Source organism: Christensenella sp. (genome assembly GCF_034927525.1).
Lineage (GTDB): Bacteria > Bacillota > Clostridia > Christensenellales > Christensenellaceae > Christensenella.
Genome location: NZ_JAYFPU010000345.1, coordinates 1 through 1883, shown reverse-complemented (window position 1 = coordinate 1883; position 1883 = coordinate 1). Strand labels below are relative to the sequence as shown.

Genomic DNA, 1883 nt, shown 5'->3' with positions numbered 1-1883 from the left:
CGAGACGTTTTTGGTAGTGGACGCCACGACAGGGCAAAACGCGATATCGCAGACGGAAGTTTTTAATGAGAGTGTGAAACTGACAGGCATCATATTGACAAAGCTGGACGGCACCGCAAAGGGCGGCGTGGTATGTGCAGTCAAGGACATGACAGGTGTTCCGGTACGCTTTATCGGCGTAGGAGAAGGCGTCGACGACTTACAACCGTTTGACGCAAGAGAATTTGCAAAGGCGATTCTGGAATAATGACGAAAATCATTCCACTGCGTTTTGGCGGCGACAATTGCTATATCATAGAAAACGGTGAAAATGCCGTGCTGGTGGATACCGGTCGTCCTGCGATACGCGAAAAGCTCTTATGCGCGCTTGCACCGTGGAAGGTGCGGTATGTTCTGTTGACGCACGGTCATTTTGATCATGTTGGAAACGCAGTATGTATTGCCAAGAAATATGGCGCGAAGATCGCGATTGCGCAAGAAGATGAATCTTTGGCGCAGGATAACCGGACGCGGGCATTTGGGTCGCGCGGGCTGATCGGCGCGTTTATCCGCATGGCCTCTATGGCGGCGATCAAAAAAACGCAGTTTGAGACGTTTACGCCGGATTTTTATTTGCAGGACGGACAGAAGCTGGATGAGCTTGGCATCGACGCACGCGTGATCGCTCTGCATGGGCATACGGCGGGCTCCGTGGGCATTGTCGCGGGAGGCGGATGCATTGCGGGGGACACGATCATGAACATGGGCGGCGTGAGCCGTGCGCGCATTGCGGAGGATTTTGCCGGTGTGGACGAATGTCTGGATAAGCTGAGAAAGACAGGGGCGGAATGGTACTATCCCGGGCATGGAAAGCCGGTTTCAAAAAAGCAGATGGACAGACTGTAGGTGTAAAGGTTTTTTGCTTGACAGACGCAGGAAAAATAAGTATAATCAAACAGGTGTAAGGGTAAGATGACGTGCATCTGTTTTTTTGATAGGTGGTAAGCTATGAAACGCGAAAAGGATTTAAAACTGAGCCTGTATTATGATTTTTACGGCGAGTTTCTGACACAAAAGCAGGCGAGTGTTTTTTCCTTATATTACAACGACGACTATTCGCTGGCGGAGATCGCGCAGGAATGCGGGATTTCGAGGCAGGGTGTGCTGGACACGATCAAAAGGGCACAGGTGAAATTAGAAGGTATGGAACAAAAGCTCGGACTGGTGAAAAGCCAGCTTGACGAGGAGAAATAAATGGCATTTGAAGGTATTGCGGAAAAACTACAAAATGTGTTTCGGAAACTGACCGCGAGAGGAAAGCTTTCGGAGGGCGATATCAAGGCGGCGATGCGCGAGGTAAAGCTCGTGCTGCTGGAAGCGGACGTAAACTTTTTGGTGGTCAAGAAATTTATCAAAGAGCTTTCGGAAAAGGCGGTAGGTTCCGGCATATTGGAAAGCCTTACGCCGGGACAGCAGGTCGTCAAGTTGGTACGCGACGAGCTGACAGAGTTGCTCGGAGGCAAACAATCGGATATCAAACTGGCGGGTTCTCCGCCGACTGTCATTATGATGATGGGTCTGCAGGGCGCGGGCAAGACAACCTTTTGCGCAAAGCTTGCGGGATACTATAAAAAGCAAGGGAAAAAACCTTTGCTGGTAGCGTGCGACATCTATCGTCCGGCTGCGATCAAGCAGCTGCACGTGGTGGGTGAGCAGGTCGGCGTGGACGTTTTCGATATGGGGCCGGACAATGCCACCAAGATATATAAGGAAGCGACGAAGCAGGCCAACAAGCTGGGATGCGACATCATTATTGTGGATACGGCAGGACGGCTGCATATCGACGACGAAATGATGGCTGAATTAAAGGATTTGAAGCAAGCGGCAAACCCGACGGAAACGTT

The 1883-nt window shown here is 50.9% G+C and carries 3 protein-coding genes and 1 pseudogene; all 4 read left to right on the top strand.

The features are described from left to right. Positions 1-247 (top strand): annotated as a pseudogene (locus VB081_RS13820) (signal recognition particle-docking protein FtsY); the annotation flags it as partial. Beyond that, positions 247-885 (top strand): MBL fold metallo-hydrolase, encoded by a 639-nt coding sequence (locus VB081_RS13815; protein WP_323401361.1) that lies wholly within the window; start codon positions 247-249, stop codon positions 883-885. The pseudogene VB081_RS13820 and the gene VB081_RS13815, both read left to right, overlap by 1 nt. 102 nt (positions 886-987) lie before the next feature. Further along, entirely contained in the window at positions 988-1233 is a 246-nt protein-coding gene (gene ylxM / locus VB081_RS13810) for a YlxM family DNA-binding protein (RefSeq protein WP_323401360.1), read from the top strand. Next, on the top strand, positions 1234-1883 hold a 650-nt coding region (locus tag VB081_RS13805; protein WP_323401359.1), incomplete at its 3' end, for a signal recognition particle receptor subunit alpha.

What these genes read in the sequence shown, in the direction of transcription:
- ylxM (WP_323401360.1), top strand. Translation starts at nt 988, where the DNA reads ATGAAACGCGAAAAGGATTTAAAACTGAGCCTGTATTATGATTTTTAC.
- VB081_RS13815 (WP_323401361.1), top strand. Translation starts at nt 247, where the DNA reads ATGACGAAAATCATTCCACTGCGTTTTGGCGGCGACAATTGCTATATC.